The sequence below is a fragment of the Sarcina sp. DSM 11001 genome, assembly GCF_900101015.1.
GTDB lineage: Bacteria > Bacillota > Clostridia > Lachnospirales > Lachnospiraceae > CAG-791.
In genome coordinates, this window is record NZ_FNFZ01000012.1 from 1 (window position 1) to 21421 (window position 21421).

Here is a 21421-nt window from a genome sequence, read left to right on the forward strand (position 1 = left end):
ATCCGGCGCGGGCGTAGGATGTTTGAGGGGAGCTGCCCTTAGTACGAGAGGACCGGGGTGGACGGGCCGCTGGTGTATCTGCTGCGCCGCCAGGCGCAAGAGGCAGGGTAGCCAAGCCCGGCAGGGATAAACGCTGAAGGCATCTAAGCGTGAAGCCCCCCCCAAGATGAGACATCACAAGACCCCTTGAAGACTACGAGGTGGATAGGCGCGAGGTGGAAGTGCGGCAACGCATGGAGCTGACGCGTACTAATAGGTCGGCTGCTTATCCTCAGTTCTGGCACCGCCGCGAAGCGGAGGATGCCGGTCCTGCAGGCAGCAAGTGCTCGACAGTGAGATGTGCGCTTTTCTTATTCAGTTTTGAAGGTATGAAAACGGACACAGAACGTTTTCCATTGAAAACATTTTCTGCGCGTTATGATTCGTATACTGTTATGCCTTGATAGCTCAATGGTAGAGCACGCGGCTGTTAACCGCGGTGTTGCAGGTTCGAGCCCTGCTCGAGGCGGTTTGGGCGGCAGAGAGTTTTTCCTGCCGCTTTTTCGGTAATTATCCTTTCTTTGAGGATAGCATATATTTTTTATAAGGCTCCGTGGTCAAGCGGTTAAGACATCGCCCTTTCACGGCGGTAACACGGGTTCGATTCCCGTCGGAGTCACTTCCGGGAAAAGATCATTTTTGATTACTGCTTCAAGAGATTATTTCCTGATACAAGGATCCTTAGCTCAGTTGGTTAGAGCAACCGGCTCATAACCGGTCGGTCCTGGGTTCGAGTCCCCGAGGATCCACTAGAGTCAGCTCTGTTCATGCCGGCATGGCGGAATTGGCAGACGCGCGGGACTTAAAATCCCGTTCGACTTAAATCGAGTGTCGGTTCGACCCCGACTGCCGGCATCCTGAAAGCGTTCGCTTAATGCGGACGCTTTTTCTGTGCGTAGCAATGAGCCATGCACGTCCGAGGAAGCAGAGGACTGCCGCGTGCTGGCATCCCGTATAATTGCATACAATCCAATACCTGCGCTTACTTGACATACTATTTTATGTTTGTTATATTATGTCATAGATGTAATATATTTGTAACAAAAGACTAACAGTCCGTAAAAAAATAACAGTTATTTTTGTAATAAATATTCTGGAGGTTCAATGGCTTCTAAAAAGATAAAACTTTTATCAGGATTATTATCATTTACAGCAATTGCTTCCATGACGGGGGCTCCTGTTCTGGCGAATGAGTTCCTTCAGAACCCTCTTTCAGGTTCTGAAACTCAGGATGAAAAAGAAGCCCGGAAGTCTTTGTCTATTCTCGATGAGGACGCTGCTTCAGGTTCCATATCACAGTTTATTGAACAGGAAGATGCTGAAACACCAGCTGAAACTGTCGAGGAAGAGACGCAGAAAGAAGAGGACGGCGGACAGCAGCTGGTAGTTCTCAGTGACACGGAAGCGGCTGATGAGAATAACGTGTCGGATGAGCAGGATGCTCCTGAAGAGATTCCTTCTGCTCTTGATGCTGTAGTGGATAACTATAATCAGGCTGTGATGCCGGAGGTTTCCATTGTCTCTGGCAGAGACTCCGCAGTTACCGGCCTGCTCGGTATTGACCTTGCCGCAGATCCTGTTTCTGCTGCCCAGAGTCTTGCCATAGTAGTCCAGAAACCTGAAGCAGCTGACAAAAAGCTTGTCATTGCTTCTCCCAATGTATACCTGAACATTCACGAGTCGCCTTCTCTCGGCAGCGAGATCATTGGCAAAATGTACGGAAATGACGTCGCGATCGAGCTCCGCAGGGCAGATGACCGCTGGACCAGAGTCCGTTCCGGTGATATTGTCGGATATGTCATGAGCGATTACCTTGTTCAGGGCGATCAGGCGCAGGCACTGTCCGAAATTATCGGGAAACAGGTCGCAACAGTCGACAAAGGCGATAAAAAGGAAGTCTATCAGGAAGCAAACGACACTTCCAAGGTAGTCACCATGGTCGAAGAAGGCGAACAGTATGAAGTTCTTCAGAATGAAGACGGATGGCTGGGAATTCTCACAGAAGACGGTGAGGGATATATTCCTTCTTCGGATGTAACACTCAGCATGGCTTATCCGGTCGCGGAATCTTCCCGGGATAAGAAAGACCGGATTTTAAATTCGAATGTCAAGGAGCGCGCGGATCATGAGTTGCGTAAGGCTGAGAAAGCTGATGCAGTAGCGGAGCTCGCCAGGACCAGAGCGGATCTGGCATCCGGTCAGGATGAAGAGACAGCGACAGCGGTCGTTCAGGTTGCGCTTAGAGCGGCTGATGCCGCGGCAGCCCAGGCCAATGTAGCGAAGGTCGCCGTGAGCCAGGCAGGTGAAGAATCCGGACAGGCAGTCATTGATTTTGCCCTTCAGTATGTCGGAAATCCTTATGTATGGGGCGGCTCCAGCCTTACCCATGGCGCCGACTGTTCCGGTTTCGTTATGGCTGTTTACGGAAACTTCGGTTTCCGCCTTCCCCACTACGATGTTTCTGACAGAAGCGTAGGATCTCCGGTTTCATCGCTGGCAGATGCCCGTGCGGGAGACATTGTCTGTTACAATGGCCATGTGGCCCTTTATATGGGAGATGGAAGGATCGTGCATGCGCAGGATGAGCATCACGGGATCACCACTTCCAATGCCAACTTTATGCATATCGTCTGCATCCGCAGACTTTTCAACTGATTTTAAAATGACCGCCGGAAGATACTGGTAAAAAATACAGGAGAAAGATAACCTGTAAATAATACCGGCGGTAGAATACCTGCGAAAGATTACTGGTGAAAGAATACCGGTGCGAGAGTACCGGCGAAAGATAACTAGTGAAAGACTATTGTAGAAAGACAGGGATGAAATGTCCCTGTCTTTTTTTGTACGGGAAAGCGGATGAAGTGAGTTCATAAATGGAAAATTATTTACAATTATTTTTAATTATGGGATACAAAAATTGTGCAAATTTTGCATGGGATATGCTATAATGAGTTCGTGCAGAAAATGCTGTCTTTTACAGACAGCATATGTTCTGTATTCAGCTCATCCGCTGCAGGCTTATTTATGCGGTGGAAATAAAAGCAGGTTGCGCTGCGGAAAGAGGCATCTATGAAATACACAATAGTCGGAAAAAATATGGAGGTCACGCAGTCCCTGAAGGATGCGGTCACCCAGAAGCTGGACAAGCTGGACAAGTTCTTTTCACCGGATACGGTCGTCCATGTCACACTTCAGGTGAACCGTGACAGACACAAGATCGAAGTTACGATCCCTGTTCGCGACAACATTATTCGTTCAGAGCAGGTCAGCAACGACATGTACGTGTCGATCGATCTCGTAGAGGAGGTAATTGAAAGACAGTTAAAGAAGTACAAGAGCAAACTGATCAAACGGCACCAGGAGGCGGCAGCGTTTAAACGCGACTATATTGAGCGCGATTATTATGACGATGAGGCCATCCGCATCGTTCGAAAGAAACAGTTTGAGATCAAACCCATGTATCCCGAGGATGCATGCGTGCAGATGGAACTTTTGGGCCACTCTTTCTATGTATTTATTAACGCGGAGACCGAACAGATCGCTGTTGTTTATAAGAGAAAGGGAAATACTTACGGTATGATCGAGCCCGGAAACTGATGGAAATTTATAGGCTGAAGAAGGTTTTATAATATTTTTATAATATAAAGAATTCCTGGTAAGTACTCATAATATAGTAAGTACTCATAATATAATATATATTTTCATTTATTCTATTCAGATAGTAATCTGCAACGGATACTGCAGGTAAGGGCAGGAGATGTCACGGGGAGACGGAAACTGCGCGGCCCTGCCAGGTACCGCCTATGCGGTGAACTATAAAAGCTGAAACATCTGTTTGACAAAAAGGAGGATACGACCATGAAAGTAGCAGTTATCGGCGCTGGTACGATGGGATCCGGCATTGCGCAGGCATTTGCGCAGTGTGACAAGGTAGAGAAAGTTTATCTCTGCGATATCAAAGTAGAATTTGCGCAGGGCGGCTTCAATAAGATCAAAGGCAATTTTGACAAGATGGTTGCCAAGGGAAAAATGGAGCAGGCTGCAGAGGATGCTATCCTTGCCAAATTTGAATGCGGACTCAACACCATCGCCGTGGATCCTGACCTCGTAGTTGAGGCAGCTCTCGAAGTGATGGAGCTTAAACAGAAGACATTTAAGGAACTGCAGGATGAGATCGTCAAGAACCCTGACTGCATCTTCGCTTCCAATACCTCCTCCCTTTCCATTACTGAGATCGGCGCAGCTCTTTCCAAGCCCATCATCGGCATGCATTTCTTCAATCCCGCTCCCGTGATGAAGCTTATCGAGGTTATTGCCGGCATCAATACTCCCGCAGAGTATGTTGACAAGGTTAACGAGATCTCCAAAGATCTGGGCAAGATCCCGGTACAGGTCAATGAGGCTGCAGGCTTTGTCGTCAACAGGATCCTGATCCCTATGATCAACGAAGCAATCAATGTTAAATACACCGGCGTTTCTGATATCGCCGGCATCGACACAGCTATGAAGCTTGGCTGCAACCACCCCATGGGACCGCTTGAACTCGGTGATTTCATCGGCCTGGATATCTGCCTGGCAATCATGGATGTTATCTATGCTGACACTGGCGACAACAAGTATGCCGCCAGCCCGCTCCTTCGTAAGATGGTCCGCGGCAAAAGGCTCGGCGTCAAGACCGGCATCGGCTTCTATGACTATTCCAATGGCCCTAAGAACAAAGTCGCGACCGATAAATAAGAATATATTAGCAGTGTGATAGACCGTCATGGACAAAACAGAAAAGCGGGAAGCTTGCTTTTTTGGACTGACGTAAAAGCGTATGAAAAATAATACACTGATTTCCCGAGTCTAACTTGCGGTTTATTTGCAGTGCATGATATAGTAGACTGTATGAAAGATTCACTTTAGAAGGAGGCATTTATGAACATTCTGGTATGCGTAAAACAGGTTCCGGATACGACAATGATTAAGATCGATCCGGTCAAGCACACCCTTATCCGCGAAGGTGTTCCGGCAATCCTGAATCCTTTCGACGGCTATGCTCTCGAGGCAGCTGCCCGTATCAAGGATAAGAACCCCGGCACCAAGATCACCGTCGTGACCATGGGACCGCCTCAGGCTAAGGCTGTTCTGAAGGAGTGCATCGGTATCGCTGCAGATAAGGGTTATCTCGTAACAGGCCGTACTTTCGGCGGTTCTGACACTCTGGCTACTTCCTACATTCTCTCCCATGCGATTAAGAAAATCGAGGAGACAGAGGGCAAGTTCGATGCGATCTTCTGCGGCAAGCAGGCTATCGACGGCGACACCGCACAGGTCGGTCCCGAAATCGCTGAGTGGCTGGATCTTCCTCAGGTCACCTATGGACTTGAGTGCTTTGAGGACGGGGATGGCCTCAAGGTCAACAAGGAAATCGATGGCGGCTACGAAGTGATCGGTATCAAGTGCCCTTGCCTTGTTACTTTCACAATGCCCAGCTTTGAGTGCCGTTATCCTACCATCAAGAGAAAACTGATGGCTAACAAGGCTAAGTTCGAAGAGCTCGGCGATGATTTTGATCCTACGATGGATGCAGCACACTATGGCCTGAACGGCTCCCCTACACATGTTAAAAGGTCCTTCACACCTCCTGTAAAAGAGGGCGGCATGAAGATCAAGGAAGAGACCGGCGAAGACTCCGCAAAAGTGCTTGCTAAGATTCTTGTGGATAAAGGCATTGTCTAATAGGAGGGGAATATAGAATGGAAGCTAAGACAAAAGATTTGTGGGTATTTATTGAAACAAATGAAGACGGCACACCCATGAGGGTCGGCCTTGAGCTTCTTAACCCCGGCCGTATGATGGCTGACAAGCAGGGCGGCAAGCTGGTTGGTATCGTTGTCGGTAACAACGTAGCTCCCACTGTTGAGCAGGCCGGTATCTACGGTGCTGACCAGGTCATCTATGTTGAAGGCCCTGAGTACCAGCACTACACCACTGATGCCTATACAAAGGCTCTGTACTATCTGGTAGAGAAATATGGCCCCACCACCGTCATGATCGGTGCAACCAACAACGGCCGTGACCTTGGTCCCCGTCTCTCCTCTCGTCTGCAGACCGGTCTGACCGCAGACTGCACAAGCCTGGATATCGATGAAGAGACCGGCAACGTTGCATGGACTCGTCCTGCATTCGGTGGTAACCTGATGGCTACCATCATGTGCCCTGATCATCGCCCTCAGTGCGGTACTGTCCGTCCCGGCGTGTTCAAGAAACCTGCAGAGGGTGAGAACAAGGCTGAGGTTATCAAGGAAGAGTTCCACGTAGCTCCCGAAGATATCCGCACAACCCTGATCGAAGTCGTCAAGGAAGCAGCCGGCGAGCTGGTTGACCTTGAAGGCGCTGATATCATCGTTGCCGGCGGTCGTGGTGTCGGCGGACCCGAAGGCTTTGCTCCTCTTAAAGAGCTGGCTGATCTCCTGGGCGGCGTAGTTGGCGCTTCCCGTGCAGCTGTTGACGCAGGCTGGATCCCTCATGCTCACCAGGTTGGCCAGACCGGCAAGACCGTTGGTCCGAAGATCTATGTCGCAGCTGGTATCTCTGGCGCTATCCAGCACGTCGCTGGTATGAGCAGCTCCAAGTATATCATCGCCATCAACAAGGACGAAGATGCCAGCATCTTCAACATTTCCGATTACGGCGTAGTTGGCGATCTGTTCGAGGTCGTTCCTGCTCTGACCGCTGAGATCAAGAAACTGAAAGCATAATCTTTCACTTTTCTGATATCGAATTAATCCCGGGCCCCTCCGCACATTCGTGTGCGGAGGGGCTTGTTGCTTGAAACACATTACTGTATTGCTAACTCTTCTGCAGTTCCCAAGAGGAAAATATGGCTAAAAAAGATAAGGGAGAGGTCAAGACAAATGCCATGCGGATCCTGGACCGCGCCGGCGTGAAATATGAGCATTTCTCCTATGAAAGTGATGAATTTATTGACGGGGCGGCTACGGCAGACAAGCTTGGCCTGCCTCATGACCTGGTTTATAAGACGCTTGTCACAGTCTCGCCTGATAAGCAGTATTTCGTATTTGTGATCCCGATCGACGCTGAACTTGATTTAAAAAAATGCGCAAAATCAGTTGGCGTAAAATCAGTTGCCATGATCCATCAGAAGGAGTTGTTCCCTCTGACGGGTTATGTGAGGGGAGGCTGTACATCGATTGGAATGAAAAAAAGCTTTGTGACCAGAGTGGATGAGAGCGCAAAAGACAGAGCAAAAATATACATCAGCGGAGGAAAGATCGGCTGTCAGATCCTCCTCGCTCCCGGAGATCTCCTGAAGACAGCTTATAAAGCACAGTACGCTGCCCTGACAAGATGACCAAAACAGAAAAATAATAAAACAGAAAAATGTTAAAAAAAGAAAAGCACCTGCTCTACGCAGATGCTTTTTTTCATGTACGTGACAAGATTCGAACTCGCGACCTTCTGGTCCGTAGCCAGACGCTCTATCCAGCTGAGCTACACGTACATACCCGCTGTTCCTCAACAGCGAGTATTATTGTAGCGCTGGTTGGGACTTTTGTCAATAAGATTTTCAATCTTTTTTGACATTTTTCGAAGCCTTTTATCATTGTTGCTTTTTGACTATTTGTATGAAATTTATACTGGATATCCATTTTCTTTGATGTATAATAGAAATGGTTCAAAACTATGGATGTCAGGCGCGACATTTTCAGAAAGGAAATTCTGATATTATGCATGCGTCTGCACGTCTGATAAAAGTTGATAAAGTCAGCCGCGCCCGTTCTGAGGACAGGGCATGCGGCCGGATCCCTTTTCAGGATACTTTTAAGCCGGAGCAGATTTTAATCTGCTCCGGTTTTTTTATACCTTTCGGCTATGAAATAACGTGTGCCTGGGTAAATAACGTGTGCCTGGGTACTGAACAGGCAATAAACAGGCGTATGCTTCAGGACTCGCGGACGGATCATGCAATAGCGGATTTATAAGGAGAGAGGAATATGCTGGAAACGGGATCACTTCTCGATGGGAAATATAGAATACTGAGCGAGATCGGCAGGGGCGGGATGAGTATTGTCTATCTTGCGATCAATGAAAGCGCGAATAAAACCTGGGCGGTGAAGGAAATCCGGAAGGATAAAAAGGACGACGGGTCATTTGCGGCCAAAAGACTTATTGCGGAAACAGAGATGCTCAAGAAACTGAGGCATACGAATCTTCCAGCTGTCGTCGATGTGATCGACCAGGAGGACACCCTGGTCATCGTCATGGATTACATTGAAGGGAACAGTCTTCAGGACCTGCTGGAGGACGAGGGTGCCCAGCCGCCGGAGAAGGTCATTGACTGGGCGGTCCAGCTGTGTGATGTCCTGGGATATCTGCATGGCAGATATCCTCCGATCATATACAGGGATCTGAAACCCTCCAATGTCATGCTTCGCCCGGATGGCCAGGTCACATTGATCGATTTCGGCACAGCGCGGGAATACAGCTATGCCGGGAATGAGGACACAACCTGGCTGGGAACCAGAGGCTATGCGGCTCCGGAGCAGTTCGGCGGAGGAGGACAGACAGACGGGAGGACCGATCTTTACAATCTGGGGGCCACCATGTTTCACCTTCTCACCGGTACAGCACCTGTAAACGGCGGAGCAGCAATAGATTCTCTGGGAGATCATGTACCGGAACTGCGGGGAAGCGGACTGGAGAAAATCATAAGAAAATGCTGCCGGCAGGATCCGGAGGAACGTTTTCAGACCAGCGAAGAACTCCGGTATGCTCTTTTACATGTACATGAAGAGGATGACAGGGCTGTCCGCAGGAGAAGCTGGCGGCGGAGAGTCTTTCTGGCATGCCTTACTGCCGCCTTGCTATTCCTTTTGTCCGGAACAGGTTTCACGAAGGCTTATGCGGGAACACGGGAGGAAATGTACAGGAAGTGCATGCTGGATGCGGCAGAAGCGGACGGCTTCTGTGATACAGCGGAAGCCTGTAAAAAGGCAATGCGGATCAGTGCTTCAAACCCGGAAGCCTGGAAGTACCTGGCAGGAGCGCTTGAGGGACTGCCTGCCATAACAGAGGAGGATTATTGTTCGTTTATGCTCTGCATCCGCGATACAGACAGCGATGAAGGGCGGGCCCGAAAAGAAAACCTGCAGGTTTTTATGGAAACAGAACCTGATGAATACGGGAGGTTTCTGTACCGGACAGGGATGGCTTTATATTTCAAAAAGACATCAAACGGAGAGACTGTTTCCCGCGACTGCTTTCGCCAGGCTTTGGAGACAAAGGGACTGAGCCGGACTGAAAGATCGATCGCGTCGGTAATGTTTGCACTGGCGGATCTGCAGACAAAGCTGAGAGAGCAGGAAGCACAGGAGCTGGGGAACTCCCTGTATACCATCCGGGGATATGAGATCGATTCCGGATACAGGGAGTGCTGGGAGCGTTTTGATGAACTTGCCGGTTACCTGGAGGATCTGGGGAAGGAGACTGGAAACGTAGGGTATCCCATCGCGGTCTGCGAACTGATCGCGGATGAATTAATCGGCAGCAATATAGGAAGATATGCCAGAGACGGTGTCGATGAGAAAAAAATGAGGGCTCCCCTGGTCAAAGCAAAGCAGTTCATGGCCGGACTTGATCGATCAGGGCAGACGGACAACATGCGGCGCCGCGTGAATGAAGTGAATGAAAAGATCGCACAGGCGGAAAAGAATGTAGGGTACAGATACTATTCCACAGTACCGAAGGAAGCAGCAGAAATGAAAAATACACAGGGGAAGGAGGGAGAAGAATGAGACTACTTGAAGATCCGCAGTTTTTGAAAACAGCAGCCGCCGTCTGTTACGGCGTGGCAGCTGTCTTTGCGGTACTGGCGATTATTCTCTTCTTTGTATTTGATATCCGGGGAATGATCAGGGCATACAGAGAGATCAGAGAGATCAGAAGAACCAGAAAGATCAGTGATAGTAGTAAGATCAGACAAAACAGTAAAGCCAGAAAGACCAGTGATGGAAGCAAGATCAGACAAAACAGTAAAACCAGAAAGATCAGTGATAGAAGTGAGATCAGACAAAACAATAAAATAAGAAAAACCAGACAAAGCATTAAGGGCGGGCAAGACAGCGGTCAGAGACAAAAAGAGAGCACCGACAGGACTATGACAAACAAAAAGCCGGAAAAGAAAGTCAATATTATTCTGGCGGTGATCCTGGCAGCCGCACTGCTTCCTGCCTGGCCGCTTTCTTCTGCGGCGCATACGGTTCCCTGCACAGCAATCTCCAGCAGGGGATATGATGGAAAAACACTGTCAGCGTCAAAGGCAGGCCCCGGCCTTGCCTCCGAAAGAGGAAAAGAAGAAGCTTCTTCAGAAAGAACGAAAGCCGGTGGTACTTCAGAAAGAGTGAAGGCCGGTGGTACTTCCGAAAGAGTGAAGGCCGGGGATACTTCCGAAAGAACGAAAGCCGGTGGTACTTCCGAAAGACCGGAAGCAGAGGCTGCTTCCGAAACAGCAGAGACAGGTATCACTTCTGTAACAGCAGAGACAGGCACCACTTCCGAAATAGCAGAGGCAGGCACCACATCTGAGATAGCAGAAACAGGAGCTTCCTCCGAAAAGGCGGAAACAGGAGATTCTGATGAAAAAAGCAATCCTGACAAAACGGAGGATTCTGGTAAAAAGAGTGAATCCGTAGAAAAAAGTGATTCTGGTGAAAAAAACAATTCTGACGAAAAAAGTAATTTTGATGAAAGGAGTGATTTCAGAGAAACCGGTAATGCATCTTTAGAAGCTGACAGAGATGAGAGCCCGGCAGAGAATGATTCAGGGAATCAGTCTGAGAATCCTGGAGAAAGTGCTGCATCGGAGACAGGGAGTACACCAGCGGGAGCAGGGAGCACCGCAGCAGAGACAGGAAGTACACCAGCGGGATCAGGGAGTACCCCAGCAGAGACAGGGAGTACATCAGCGGGAGCAGGGAGTACCACAGCAGAGGCAGGGAGTAGACCCGCGGGAGCAGGAAGTACCACAGCGGAGTCAGAGATTTCCGATGAAGAGATACCGGGGATAGAAGTTTCCATGCCGCAGCCGACGATAGTATCAGACTGGCCGACATGGCATCGGGCAGACAACTGTGCTGTTTCTGTGAGGATCAAGGGAAAAGGAATCAGCGGGTACAGAATCAGGATCGGAGATGCCGTGGAGGTCACTTCGGAGAATGTGAAGGAGACCTGGCTCAGGTCAGACGAAGAAGGGATGACCATTACAGTCCCCTCAGCTGAAGTCTGCAAGAATCCTGACGGGACGATCAGGATCAGTGCACAGGCTGTCAATCAGTCAGGGGCACAGACGCATATCCTGAATGTGGTCGGCAGATACATGACCGTGGAGCGGGATGAAGAAGGGATGATCACGGAGGCCTGTTTTGAACTGGATACGAAAAGTCCGGTGATGGGAAAGGTTCAGGCAGGACTCAGGGAGAGTGGATCTTCTGCATTGCGGGAACTGACAGAGGATGATCTTCGTTACAGGATGGACACTGACGCCTTTTATTTTGCGCAGGAAAGTGTAGTCCTTGTCTGCGGGATCGAAGAGGAAAATTTTGACAGCAGTCTCTTTTCTGCCAGATGTAAAAAAGACGAAAAGAATTATGAGATCCCGGACGGCGGGGCCGGGAGCCCGGGGACTTTTTCCATTGCCATGGAGGACGAGGCCGAATATACAGAAATCACGATATGCGGGACAGATAAGGCCGGAAATCCGCTGCTGTCTGCATCCGGGAAAACGGATCCGGAGGCTGGTGTACAGGAGGAAGAGAACGGAACAGGGGGCGGCAGCCAGGAAGGAAACTCAACTGATGCTGCCGGGACTCCTCTGTGTACGGCTTTTTCAGAGGCAGGAGAAGGGAAAATTTCCTTTTTGCATGGCTTTATTGTGGACCGCACTGCGCCGGAAATCCTGATCGAACATGGGGCAGACAGAAACGGAAGAGCTTTTTTATACAGCGAAAAAGAGGGAGACCGGCTGTTGACGCTTTATACGAACTTTCAGGTTTCGACAGAGGTTACGATCACGGACCGCTGCGGGGAAAACGCTTCTCTTCTCGATGGGGACGGTATCTCTGCCGTAGCTTACAGGGGAAGCCCGGACGGGACTGTGACAGGACTGGAGATTTTGGGAAACTGGTCTGACATCACTTCTGCCAGGACTTTTTCAGGAAGTTTCAGACCTGAGAACGGTGAGGAAGGACACTATTGGTTTGAAGTCTTTGCGACAGACCGGGCAGGGAACAGGCCGGTGGTCAGAGAAGTACTCAAAAAAGAGAGGATCACGGACTTCAGGGAAAGCACATATTCCTCAGGCGTAGAGACCACGGAAAACGGTTCTGCGGAAAACGGTTCTGTGGAGTCCACTTTTACTATAGTCTGTGACTGTACGCCGCCTGAGCTGTGCCTGACCTGCCGCACCGATGCGGCCGCTTATCTGTACAGGAGCAGAATGAGAGGAACGCCGGAGAAGGAGGCCTATATGAACAGGTCTCTGACAGCCGAAGCGGAAGTTCTGCAGGAAGAAAATTATGACAGGAACCGGATCTGCTTTCTGTTGGATTTTAAAGAGGCTGATAAAATACCGGCTGGTCATATTCCTGATGCGGCAGAAGGAGCTGATGGGACGGAAGGAACCGATACAGCAGTAGAAGTTGGTACGTCAGAAGAAGTTGATGGGACGGAAGCAGCCGCTTTGTCAGGATCTGATTGTGAGAGGATCCCCATGGGTCAGGGGACCGGGCGGGCTTCCCGGACGATTGAAGCGGACGGCAGAGCAGTCTTTTCTCTGTTCGGGACGGACAAGGCGGGCAATCCTGCAGTAGTCACAGAGCAGTTTCTCGCGGAAACAGAGGACAGAAGCGGAAGCAATACGGAGGATGCAGGACCGTGGAAAGCATCAGGATGCGGGGATCATTACGATCCGCATCTGGCCTTTGTTGTGGATACAGTGGCTCCGGAAGCGGAGATCCTGTATGAGATCGGGAAAGAAGACGTATGGCTTTACAAGGAGACACTGGTAGAAACGGTGCCGGGGGCCGGAGGAGAGGAGGGCCCTTCCGTCTCTGCCTACGGCAGAGGAGATATCAGGCCGGCTGTGCGGATCAGGGAAGCCAACGACCTGGATGAGGAACGGATCCGGATCAGTGAGTTCCGGGCGAAAGTACCGGATGCCCTGACCGGTTCTTCCCGTGCGCTCAGGCCGGCATCAGTCCCTTCCAAAGAAGGATACAGAGAAGTTGAGGGTATCAAAAAGCTTTCCGGAGACAGCCTTTATCTGTTTTACGCGATCGTGGGAGAAGACAGGGCAGGAAATCCGGTCCGCGTCACAGAGAGGTTTTCTGATGAGAAAAAAGCAAAGAGCGGAAAACAGGGGGGATTCAAAGGAAACAAAGTGTTTTCCGGTTCTGCCGCGTCCGGCGGGAGGACGGGAGAGTCCGGAAGCCCTGAAAGTACGGAAGGGCAGAATGGAACAGGAAATTCCGGGAACACCGGGGATGACTGGTATATCTCCCGGCTGCTCTTGATCGTGGACAGAACCGCTCCGGAGGTTGAGCTCAGCTATGTACCCGAAAAAAGCGATCGTGAGATTTTTCTCTACAGGGAGAAACTGACCGACAAAGGCCCGGAGGTCAGCTCCTATTTTAACGGAGAGATAAGGCCTTCAATAAGTGTGAAGGACCTCAATGAAATAGATCCGGACCGGTTGGAAATCTTTGAATATACAGGGACTCATCAATTGCCTGCAAAAGGGAAAAAGAAGACTTTGGGCAGGACGGGGACGGATACCGGGAAGACCGGCGTTGATCAGGTTCATATGGTTGAGGGACTCACCACTCTGAAAAAAGACGGCAGCATGGCTTATTTTGTCATCCGCGGGACGGACCGGGCAGGAAATCCGATCGTTGTTACAAGAGATGCGATTGAGGGAAAAACAAAAATCCGGAAAATGGGACATGAGACAGGCTCTCTTGGCGCTTCTGCTTCAGCTGCGGAACGCAGGACTGACCCGCAGACCCGGTCCTATACCTCTCATTTCCTGTTTGTGATCGACCGGACTGCTCCCCGGGTCTCCCTGACATACAGGACAAAGGAAAAAGTGTATGTCTATTCCCGGAAAAGATCTGTAAATGAGCATGAAAAGCTTTTGGGAAAACCTTCCGGGATTATTTCCGGAATTTCCGGAGTAACATCCGGGAAGAGGGAAGAGACCAGCCTCTATGCATTTATATCCGGGACGGCTGACATCAGAGCTGAAGTGACGAACCGGAATGAACATATTGATCTGGCGCGGTTGTACTATGCAGTCGAAGGACCCGGAAGGGAGACTATACGGGAAAGGCCCTGGACCAGCGGCTCCTTAAACCCGGCTGTGACCTCTGTGCTGTTAAAAAGGGCGGAGACGGAGGGAGAGTATATCTGCGGGATCTGGGGAGAGGACAAGGCAGGAAATGCCATTGTCGTCACAGAATCTATTGACGGCAGGATCGTAAATCGGACAGCGGATCCTGCAAAAAATACTGTGAAGGATTCCGGAAACAATTTGAACTCCGGAAATAATACGACAAATGATAGGACACAGTTCACAAGGACTGCCTCGGACTGCGGGAAGGGCTATAGTCCCCTTTATACACTGGTCATAGACAGGACTGCGCCGCTGGTGACCTTAGAGTATTCCTTTTCTTCCACAGATACGGCTGCAGGTTCTTCTGCGGATTCTGCTGGAGGCGGGGGTAAGAAGACGGTCACTGCCTATGTCTATGATGAGAATGGCTATGATAACAGAAGCAGTAAAGAAAATAAAAACGGTAAGGAAAACAAGGATGGGCTTTCTGTTTATGTCAGCGGCAGGGCAGAGGTGACCCTGACTGTAGAGGAGGCCTACGGAGATCCGGAGAGGCTTTTTTATACCAGGACTGTGGAAGAGGTCTCGGGAAGGGAGACGAGTTCCCGTCACACAATCGGGAGTTTTTTTGCTGACATTCCAACGGGAGTTTTTTTTGGAACAGAAAATAGTAGAACAGAAAACAGTAGAACTGAAAATTATAGAGCCGGAAACAAGGGGGCAGGAATATTCGGAGCAGGAGATATCGGAACAGGGAACGATAAAGTTGGAAAATCCGGAACATTCCGGCGGTCTTTCTGCATTGATTCCATAAGGAAGGACGGCAGATACAGCTATGGGGCACTGGGTACGGACTGCGCCGGGAATCCGGCTGTCGTGGTTGAGAAGTTTGCTGCAGGAACCCGCCTTAACACAGATCATTCGGATAAAAGGGGAGGCGGCTCGGTGAAGAGTACGGGCAGAGGTAAGGAGTACGAGCCCTTTTATACGATCATCATAGATACGACGGCGCCGGAATATCGTTTTTCGATCAGTCTGCCTCCGGATCCGGAGGAGGCTTTTGACGGAGGAAACGGGAAGAGGATCACCTACTATGGTAGGAGGGCTCAAAAGATTCTTGCGGAATATACTGTCCGGGACCGTAATTTTGACGGGACGAGGATCCTCTCTGATTACAGCAGTCTGTCTGCCAGGAAAGGAAGTTCCAGAGTGGACGATCTGGAAGCTCTCTCGCCGGGCTGGACCGCGCCCAGGAGGGAACAGACCTCTCTCATAAAGGAAAAGAACTTGACGGCAGCGGTCTTTTCCATGCCTGTCGAAGTGTGCGGCATGAATGAGGGCATGTACCGGTTTGAGATCGCCGGCTGTGACAAGGCGGGTAATCTGCTGGTTCCTTCTCAGGAGCAGCGGAAGGCCGATGCCTCCGCGTCGCTGGAGGACCGGATTGCGAGGACTGCGGAGCACGGCAGGGGGGCCGGGCAGTACTGGTCTGAGAGGAAGGCTGTGGATGTCACGCCGCCGACTGGTGTGCTGAAGGTGCAGACGGGCAGGAAAGCGTCTGAGGCCTATTATGAGCTGAGGTTTGATGTGGACGGGGACGATCCCGTCCGGTGTGAGCCTTTTCGAAGCGAACGGGAGGCTTTTGTGACGGTTGAGTCCGATGACCAGTCCCCGACCAGGGTAAGTTTTTCTCTGCGTTCACAGGATGCGGCAAGGGACCGGGCCTACAGCGGACAGAATCCGATCCTGAGCTCAGGGACGGGTGCCTTTGGAAACGACAACTCTGCCCAGGCTGTTGTGCGCGGTGAGCAGGTCTTTCATATTGAGAACGTCATGATCCGGGACCGGGCGGGCAATGTGCGTGTCAACAGTCCGGGAAGTGCTTTCACCCTGGGAAAGAGCGCCGGTATCTATCTGGATGTGTCCGCTCCGGAGCTCTCCCGGATCGGGGATGCAGAAGCTCCTCAGGTCAAGATCATTGCGGACGGCAGCTTTACACGCCACGAGGCGGACGGGGAGAGGTATATCTACCGCCCGGAGGGCAGTACCCTGGACCTGAAGGTCTCCGTCACGGACCCGGGCGGGGCGGAAAGAAGCTCGGGGCTCGGCCGCGTGACGGTGAAGGTAACTGTCGGAGACAGGGATATCACGGATAAGGTCACCCTGAACAAGATCCCTTACACTTTCAGCGGGAGAAAGGGTGCCGGGATCTCTCCGGATTCACTTGTCTACTCCATCGAGGATGCCGGGATCAGGATTCCGGCGGGGGCTTTCGCCCAGTCCAATGATATCACTGTCCGGGTGGAGGCGCAGGACAACAGCGGCAACCGGTCGGACACAGGAGGCAGCGGCGGAGGACTGCTCAGGCTCGGGATCGACACGGTCGGTCCTAAGATTGAGGTCAATTATACCGATGACGTCCAGCCCCGCAACGAAAAATATTTTTCCGGCAGAAGAATTGTGCAGATCGCTGTGATAGACCGGAATGTGAGCAGGGACAGGATCCATATCAGGACCAATCTCAGTGTGCCGGACTCCCTGCAGCCGCCCCACGAAAACAGATCCGGAGACGGAAACGGGGAAACCGGGAACGGGGACAGATGGACTATGTCCCTGGTCTATGACCGGGACGGGGAGTACACACTCAGTGTGGATGGCAGTGATGCTCTCGGAAACCCGGCAGCGGATATTGTCTGGAACGGTCCCTCTCCAAAGGATTTTGTGATCGACAGGACGAAACCGGTGCTCAGCCTTTTCCTCCTGAATACGGATGTGCGAAACGGGAAATACTACCGGGATGTCCAGACAGTCGGGATCAGGGTGAAGGAACACAATTTCAGGCAGGAGGATGTGCAGTATATTTCTTCTTCCGGGAGCCGGGGAAGGGACAGGAGGCCGGGAGATGTGGCAGCGCCTGTGTTTTCCTCATCAGAAGATACCCATACGGGAACTGTCTCGTACAAAGAGGACGGTTATTATACGGTCAGGGCCAGATACGTGGATCTTGCGGGAAATATTGCGGATGAGGCCTTTCTGGAGGAGTTTGTCGTGGACAGGACTGCGCCTGAACTTGTCCTCGAAAACATTCCATCAGAGGGAGATGTTTTTACGGGACCTGCCTTCTGCCCTGCCGCTTCTATTTTTGACACCTACCCGGATGTGAAAAACAGTGTCTTTGAGGCACAGAAGGCGGGGACGCAGGTGCCGGTCCGCGGAATCTGTACGGACCAGAGGGACAATCTCTCCCTGAAGCTGCAGATGCCTGAGTTTACGGTCAGAAAAGCCTTTGACGGGGTCTACTATGTGACTGCCGCGGCACAGGATCTGGCCGGCAACCGCAGCAGAGAGCAGAGACTCCGGTTCAGCGTCAACAGATTCGGTTCTTCTTATGAAGCAGGAGATATTGCATATGGCAGAGGGAATGCTTACGGCAGTGACAACAGCCCTACCATGACCTATATCAGACGCTATTTCAACAGGGAGACAAAGGACCCTCTTGTTATCCGCGAGATCAATCCCTCTCCGGTTGAGGAGTACTCTGTCACGATGCGCAAGGATTCTGTTCAGCGGGTGCTTCAGCCGGGCAGGGAATATAAGAGGACGGTGGAACTTGACGAGGAGGGAAAACACAGTTACCTCTACGAGATTGCCTGCCCGGTCTTTGAAAAGGAAGGAAACTATAGTTTTGTCATCAGTTCGAGGGACAGCGCGGGAAATGAAAATTCCACGGCCCAGGTGATGCAGGAGGAAGCTGCAGGCGGGAGGCTGTCTGTGGGACTCTTTCCGATCGCCTTCTGCATTGACCGCACACCGCCGGTCAACCGGATCACCGGTATCAGGTCAGATGTACAGTTTATTAGAGGAGATGAACTGGAGATCAGTATTTTCCCGGAGGATGCCCAGACCGGTGTGGAGTCGGTGGAACTGCGGTTCTGGAAGAGTCCGTTTGCGGCAGGTACGGATGCTGCTCCGGAAAAAATCCTCAAATACCGGTATTACGGTGAAAAAGAAACACCGGACCCGGTTCATCCTGACCTCGGTCTGTATACAGGAGAAAAAGGGATCGAGATTCCAGTACATCTGGATGGATCCGACCAGTGGCAGATTCTGGAGATCATCACGACGGATCCGGCAGGAAACGAAAGCCGGGATTACCGGGCGGCCGGATCCCGACAGGTGGACGGAAAAGAGATCCGCACGCAGGACTGCAGACGCAGGTTTCTGATCAGTTCAGATCCTTTTGTCCGCCTGAGGCCTTTCAGACTCCTTTTCCCTGTCATCGGCGCGGTAGCTGCCTTTGTGCTGATCCTGTTGCAGAGACAGACAGGATTTGTTCCACACAGGACATAGCAGGTACATACGGACTGGATTTGCATTAGACAGGATTTGATCAGGATTGTAAGTCAGCAGTTGTCACTTGTTGATTAGGACTTTTTTGCTGTTTAACATTTATTTGTCTTTTAAAAAACGTCTCCTTTATAAAGATGATGAGAAAAATTTCATCATTCGAGTCAACAGATGGAGCATAAATATACAGATGAAGATTTGATACTATTGTCAGCGAAAAAGATTTGACGCTTTTAATAAAATGTACGGTACCATTAACGGAAAGGGGATCACGAGATATGATCACACAAAAAGATATCTCCGCAGCCTGTGGACTTTCAGTGGCTACAGTCAGTAAAGCATTATGCGATTCTTCTGATATTGCCGACGAAACAAAGCTGAGAGTCAGGACTATGGCTGAAAAAATGGGATACGGAAAGGAAATGCCTGCCCGAAGGACCAGAATATCCTTCAGAATAGGAATTATGGTCAATGGAGAAGAGGGAACAGATTTTCAGCATGAACTTATTGATGAAGTACAGAAACGCCTTCTTGAGAGAGGATATGATCTGGTGCTGTTCAGTTCTGCTGCAGGCGCAGGAGGAGACACAGGAAAACCCGGGCTGTTGTCCCGGGCAAAGGTTCTGGATCTGGATGGGATTTTTCTGTTCAATCTGGGACCGGAAGAGGACGTGTTCCATCCCGGAGAAGACAGGGACCTCTGGAATCTGATCAGGGGAGATATTCCTGTCATTGCTGTTGACAGCAAGGTCATTTCCTGCGAATGTATCCTGCCCTGCTACGAAGAGGGTGTGAGGGAGCTTCTCTGCTTTGCCAGAGGGAGAGGACACAGCAGGATTGCTTTCCTGTACGGAAAAAAAGAACAGGAGAAAGACAATACAGCTGGCTTTCTTCCCGGACAGAGCATCGAAGCAGCCGTGAGGGGGCTTCTTCCGAATGTTCCGGAAAGTTATATCTGCGGAATCGAAAAAGATAACGAGGAAGTGGCTTTCAATGCGACATTGCGCCTGCTTGAAGGAGAGGAAACAGTTCCGCCTACCTGTATCATTTTCGGGGGTGAGGAGATCCTGGAAGGAGGCCTGTCTGCGTTCCGGAGTCAGAATATCAGGATTCCGGAGGATATCTCGGCAGCCGCCATGATCGTTTCCGGGGGCGGCAGATACAGGGAACAGGGAATCACCTATTGCAGCTGGTCCCCTTCCCAGATCGCAGAGGAAGCAGTCAGACGGATGATCGGCAGGATGAATCTGCCGGATGCTGCTTTTATCCGGCCCCATACCCGGTTTGTCAGGGGAGAATTGTATGAGGGCAGATCTATTTCCGCACTCTTCTGATCAGTTCCGTTCGAGTGTGCACCCCCTCTGGGAACCAGTCAGGGCAAGGGCGTGTAATAAGAGGCACTGGGATACAGGAATAATCTTTTTAAGAAATCAGAATAGAACAAAAGAAGAACAAATATGATCTGAAAGAACAGGCACTGTGCTGGGAAAAATGCTGTACAGTGCCTGTTCTTTTTTCTTTTTGATCGGCCTTGCATCCGCAAAAAGGTTTTTTGTATGCTGACAGTTGAAATCATTCGAGTCTTTAATTGTACATCATTTCATATACGACAATATGCTTACAATAATATGCCTACAACAATATGCGCTAAAAAGTTGTTCTTCACGAGAGTTGAAAGGAGTGCGATAAAGTATGAAAACAGGAACATGAAACTTGAACCGATGAGGGGAGACAAAAAGGATATTTGGTCATTTTTGTTTTTAAACCCCTGTGCTTTGTTGTGTGTTTTGTTGTTCACTGTTGTTATCTTCATGTATGATTGCATTTCTATACACAGATATGATATATTATCTAGTTGGCAGGCCGGTCTATTGGTTTTTCTTGTTAATCTTTTATGTTTTTGTTCTTTAAATAAACTTCTGACATTTGAATGTTCGTTACCCTTTTTAGACGCAGTACCATTGTTATTAATACGAATTCGAAAAAGCAGATTATCAGGGGGTTACTGATTGTATAAGCGATATATAAAACGAGGACTGGACATCATTTTCTCTTTGTTATCCTTATTCTTTCTGTCTCCTGTTTATCTGATCACGGCGGCTGCCATCAGACTGGAGTCAGGAAGCCCTGTAATTTTCAGGCAGACGAGGCTGGGAAAGGACTGCAGGGAATTCTGCATGTATAAATTCCGTTCCATGGCAGTGGATTCTGAGCACACGGGATCCGGTGTTTACAGTGACCGCAATGACCCACGGGTAACAAGGGTTGGAAGGATCCTGCGAGCTACATCCATCGATGAGCTGCCGCAGGCTGTCAATATTCTTAAGGGCGATATGAGCCTTGTCGGACCCCGTCCCCCTCTTACCTATCATCCCTGGCCGGTAAATAAGTATTCCAGGGAAGAATTGAGAATGTTTGAGGTCAGACCCGGGATCACCGGCTGGGCCCAGGTGCATGGCCGGAAGGATGTTGAGTGGCACAAGCGGATCAGGCTGAATGTCTGGTATGTTGATCATTGTTCCTTTTTGCTGGATCTGAAGATTTTAATCATGACAGTTTTTAAAGTCTTCACGAATGTTGATAATGAAAACAAGGGAGAGACTGTGAAATCAGATAGTACGGAGAGACAGAACAGGTAAA

General features: G+C 50.2%; 10 protein-coding genes, 5 tRNA genes and 1 rRNA gene. 15 read left to right on the forward strand and 1 reads right to left on the reverse strand.

Going from position 1 to position 21421, the window contains the following annotated elements:
• The 11 genes from BLT02_RS07770 to ybaK all read left to right on the forward strand — a co-directional run.
• Nucleotides 1-273, forward strand: a 23S ribosomal RNA gene (locus tag BLT02_RS07770); the annotation flags it as partial.
• A gap of 163 nt (nt 274-436) precedes the next feature.
• Nucleotides 437-508, forward strand: a tRNA-Asn gene (locus BLT02_RS07775).
• 78 nt (nt 509-586) lie between these two features.
• A tRNA-Glu gene (locus BLT02_RS07780) sits at nt 587-658 on the forward strand.
• Nucleotides 659-714: 56 nt separating this feature from the next.
• Nucleotides 715-788 (forward strand) — tRNA-Ile (locus BLT02_RS07785).
• A 20-nt stretch (nt 789-808) separates the two neighbouring features.
• Nucleotides 809-894 (forward strand) — tRNA-Leu (locus BLT02_RS07790).
• A 249-nt stretch (nt 895-1143) separates the two neighbouring features.
• Nucleotides 1144-2694, forward strand: a complete 1551-nt coding sequence (locus tag BLT02_RS07795; protein ID WP_092993356.1) for a C40 family peptidase — start codon at nt 1144-1146, stop codon at nt 2692-2694.
• Nucleotides 2695-3108: 414 nt separating this feature from the next.
• Nucleotides 3109-3636 (forward strand): ribosome hibernation-promoting factor, HPF/YfiA family, encoded by a 528-nt coding sequence (raiA, locus tag BLT02_RS07800; RefSeq protein WP_092993359.1) that lies wholly within the window; start codon nt 3109-3111, stop codon nt 3634-3636.
• Between the two features lie 261 nt (nt 3637-3897).
• Nucleotides 3898-4776 (forward strand): 3-hydroxyacyl-CoA dehydrogenase family protein, encoded by an 879-nt coding sequence (locus BLT02_RS07805; protein ID WP_092993362.1) that lies wholly within the window; start codon nt 3898-3900, stop codon nt 4774-4776.
• Between the two features lie 183 nt (nt 4777-4959).
• Nucleotides 4960-5763 (forward strand): electron transfer flavoprotein subunit beta/FixA family protein, encoded by an 804-nt coding sequence (locus tag BLT02_RS07810; protein WP_092993365.1) that lies wholly within the window; start codon nt 4960-4962, stop codon nt 5761-5763.
• Nucleotides 5764-5780: 17 nt separating this feature from the next.
• Nucleotides 5781-6785: an electron transfer flavoprotein subunit alpha/FixB family protein gene (locus BLT02_RS07815; protein ID WP_092993368.1), complete on the forward strand. Its 1005-nt coding sequence runs from the start codon at nt 5781-5783 to the stop codon at nt 6783-6785.
• A gap of 122 nt (nt 6786-6907) precedes the next feature.
• Complete coding sequence (ybaK, locus tag BLT02_RS07820) at nt 6908-7399, forward strand: Cys-tRNA(Pro) deacylase (protein ID WP_092993370.1); 492 nt, start codon at nt 6908-6910, stop codon at nt 7397-7399.
• Nucleotides 7400-7475: 76 nt separating this feature from the next.
• Here the strand turns inward: ybaK and BLT02_RS07825 are convergent.
• A tRNA-Arg gene (locus BLT02_RS07825) sits at nt 7476-7549 on the reverse strand.
• Nucleotides 7550-8042: 493 nt separating this feature from the next.
• On the opposite strand from BLT02_RS07825, the gene BLT02_RS07835 reads away from it, so the two are divergent.
• From BLT02_RS07835 to BLT02_RS07855, 4 genes are all read left to right on the forward strand, one after another.
• Nucleotides 8043-9842, forward strand: coding sequence for a serine/threonine protein kinase (locus BLT02_RS07835; RefSeq protein ID WP_092993375.1), 1800 nt, complete (start codon nt 8043-8045; stop codon nt 9840-9842).
• A complete protein-coding gene (locus BLT02_RS07840; protein ID WP_092993378.1) occupies nt 9839-18784 on the forward strand; it encodes a hypothetical protein in 8946 nt (2981 codons plus the stop codon). Before BLT02_RS07835 ends, BLT02_RS07840 begins: the two co-directional genes overlap by 4 nt.
• Nucleotides 18785-19059: 275 nt before the next feature.
• Nucleotides 19060-20115, forward strand: coding sequence for a LacI family DNA-binding transcriptional regulator (locus BLT02_RS07845; protein ID WP_092993381.1), 1056 nt, complete (start codon nt 19060-19062; stop codon nt 20113-20115).
• Between the two features lie 675 nt (nt 20116-20790).
• Nucleotides 20791-21420: a sugar transferase gene (locus tag BLT02_RS07855; RefSeq protein WP_092993387.1), complete on the forward strand. Its 630-nt coding sequence runs from the start codon at nt 20791-20793 to the stop codon at nt 21418-21420.
• Nucleotide 21421: the final 1 nt, after the last annotated feature.

Coding starts and splice junctions, on each gene's coding strand:
- BLT02_RS07795 (WP_092993356.1), top strand. CDS start 1,144: ATGGCTTCTAAAAAGATAAAACTTTTATCAGGATTATTATCATTTACA.
- raiA (WP_092993359.1), top strand. CDS start 3,109: ATGAAATACACAATAGTCGGAAAAAATATGGAGGTCACGCAGTCCCTG.
- BLT02_RS07805 (WP_092993362.1), top strand. CDS start 3,898: ATGAAAGTAGCAGTTATCGGCGCTGGTACGATGGGATCCGGCATTGCG.
- BLT02_RS07810 (WP_092993365.1), top strand. CDS start 4,960: ATGAACATTCTGGTATGCGTAAAACAGGTTCCGGATACGACAATGATT.
- BLT02_RS07815 (WP_092993368.1), top strand. CDS start 5,781: ATGGAAGCTAAGACAAAAGATTTGTGGGTATTTATTGAAACAAATGAA.
- ybaK (WP_092993370.1), top strand. CDS start 6,908: ATGGCTAAAAAAGATAAGGGAGAGGTCAAGACAAATGCCATGCGGATC.
- BLT02_RS07835 (WP_092993375.1), top strand. CDS start 8,043: ATGCTGGAAACGGGATCACTTCTCGATGGGAAATATAGAATACTGAGC.
- BLT02_RS07840 (WP_092993378.1), top strand. CDS start 9,839: ATGAGACTACTTGAAGATCCGCAGTTTTTGAAAACAGCAGCCGCCGTC.
- BLT02_RS07845 (WP_092993381.1), top strand. CDS start 19,060: ATGATCACACAAAAAGATATCTCCGCAGCCTGTGGACTTTCAGTGGCT.